Consider the following 2,488-nt stretch of genomic DNA (forward strand, 5'->3'; position numbering starts at 1 on the left):
TACTTATTTTAATAGCTTATTGTAAAGTAAGCTATTTTTTATTTATTAGTGTATTAAGTGTATAAAAAATATTTAAGAGTAATAAAAAGATAAATAATTTTATTGCTTGTAAATAAACAGTTTAACGAAGAAAATAAATGATAAAGAAGAAAAAGTGTATAAATTAAAAAAATAGTGTATAAATGAAAGGAAAAGAGATAAAATATGCCATTTGAATAAAAAGCGGTTCCATTTTATACTAAAGTTGCTAAGTAAAAAGGAACAAATGATCGATCAAATATTCAATTTACTTGATATTAGCAAATTTAAAGAGAGGGAAGATTTATGAAAATATTATTAATGTGTGCTAATGGTTTATCAACTGGTATTTTAATGAATAAGATGAATCAATGGGCAGAACAAAATAACGAAGATTTAGAAGTTAAAGCAATTCCAATTGATGATTATTTAAGTGTTTATAAAGATTATGATGTCTTATTAGTGGGACCACAAATGAGATATAAAATTAAAGATGTTCAAAAAGCAGTAACTGATCGACCTTCAGCTGTTATTAATCCTTCAGATTATGCTTTAGGGAATGTTGAAAATATTATAAAAGAAGTAAAAAGAATGATAAAGGAGGGAAAGTAAATGGATAAGTTTATGCACTTTGTTGAAGATAAAATGTCTCCAATCGCTGATAAGTTAGGTGAACAAAGACATTTATCTGCAATGCAAAAAGGTTTTATGACAGTATTACCATTAATCTTTGTTGGGGCAGTATTTATGGTTATTGCTAATCCACCAGTAACTGCAGACATGGTTAAATCTGGTGGTGTTTGGTCAATTTTTTCTGGATGGTTTAATTTTGCTACTAAGTATAAAATGGCTATTTTAGTTCCATACAATATGTCAATGGGATTATTAGCATTAGCAGTTACCTTTGTTATTGCTGATAATTTAGCAACTTCATATTCAATGAAAGGTATTACTAATGGTTTAACTGCACTTGTTGTTTTTCTATTAGTTGCAGCACCAGCAAATTATTTAGCTTTAGCGGATGGAACAACTCCATTATTAATGAATTGTACATATTTAGGTGCACAAGGATTATTTACTGCTATTATTGTTGCTTTATTAACAGTAGAAATCACAAGATTTTGTGAAATACACAATATTACAATTCGTTTGCCAGAAATTTGTCCTCCAGCATTAACAAATTCGTTTAGAACAATTGTACCTATGGTTATCAATGTTTCTATATTCTATATTTTAAGTTTATTAAGTAGTAATTATTTAGGAATGTCAATTCCAGCGCTTATTGAAAAAGTTTTAGCAACACCAGTTGCAGCAGTTAACTCTGTTCCTGGTTCAATATTCTTATGTGCATTTATGTTGTTATTATGGTGTTGTGGAGTGCATGGACAAATGGTTACTATGGCACTTACTGCTCCAATTACAACAGCAGCTTTTACAGCAAATGCAGCATTAGTTGCAAAAGGACAAGCACCAATTTTTCATCCTATCTTTATGACATTAGGTATTGGTTTTTTAGGAGGAACAGGAAATACTCTTGGACTATGTATTTTATCTTGTTGGAAAGCAAAATCACAACAATTAAAAGCTTTTGGGAAAGCGACAATTGTGCCTAGTATTTTTAGAATTTCAGAACCAGCATTATTTGGAGCACCAATTATGTTTAACCCTGTATTAATGCTTCCTTTTATTGTTAATGGATTAATCGTATCTATTCTTTATTGGTTAGCATGTTCATTTGGTTTATTGACAGCACCTTATTTATTAATTAGTGGGACTTATCCTGTTTTCCTAAGTCTATTTGTTTATTGTTTAGACTGGAGAGTGTTTATTTTTATTGCTTTAATGATTCTATTAACATTAGCTATTTGGTATCCATTCTTTGTAGCTTATGATCATTCTTTATGCAAGAAAGAAGAAGCTGCAAAATTAGCTGAGGAGGAAGCATAAAGTGAGAACCTTACCAAAAGATTTCTTATGGGGTGGAGCAATAGCTGCTAATCAAGTAGAAGGTGGCTATAATGAAGATGGTAGAGGTCTTGCTAACATGGATGTAGTTCCAAATGGAAAAAATCGTTTTCAATATATGTTTGGAAATGTACAAGATTTATCTTTTAAAGAAGATGAAAAATATCCGGTTTTAAATGGGATAGATTTCTATCATCGTTATAAAGAAGATATTGCATTATTTGCGGAAATGGGATTTAAGGTTTTAAGATTATCTATTTCATGGTCAAGAATATTTCCTCGAGGGGATGAAGAAAGACCGAATGAAAAAGGATTACAATTTTATGATGATGTTTTTAAAGAATTAAAAAAATATCACATTGAACCTTTAGTAACGATTTCTCATTACGATTTTCCACTTTATTTAGTAAAAGAATATGGTGGTTTTAAAAGTAGAAAAATGGTTGATTTCTATAAGAAATATGCAACAGTTTTATTTAAAAGATATAAAGGTATTGTACATTAT

General features: G+C 29.3%; 3 protein-coding genes. All 3 read left to right on the top strand.

The features are described 5' to 3' along the window. Nucleotides 1-324: 324 nt before the first annotated feature. The gene (locus tag ACT8VG_RS10090; RefSeq protein WP_032090807.1) at nucleotides 325-630 is read left to right on the top strand and encodes a PTS sugar transporter subunit IIB; all 306 of its coding nucleotides are present in this window, start codon (nucleotides 325-327) and stop codon (nucleotides 628-630) included. Further along, nucleotides 631-1,965, top strand: coding sequence for a PTS sugar transporter subunit IIC (locus ACT8VG_RS10095; protein WP_117459886.1), 1,335 nt, complete (start codon nucleotides 631-633; stop codon nucleotides 1,963-1,965). 1 nt (nucleotide 1,966) lies between these two features. Next, nucleotides 1,967-2,488: family 1 glycosylhydrolase (locus tag ACT8VG_RS10100; RefSeq protein WP_444195786.1), on the top strand; the 522-nt coding region annotated here is incomplete at its 3' end.

Origin of the sequence: Catenibacterium sp. (assembly GCF_052354645.1) — a bacterium.
In the GTDB taxonomy this organism is placed as follows: Bacteria; Bacillota_I; Bacilli_A; order Erysipelotrichales; family Coprobacillaceae; genus Catenibacterium; species Catenibacterium mitsuoka_A.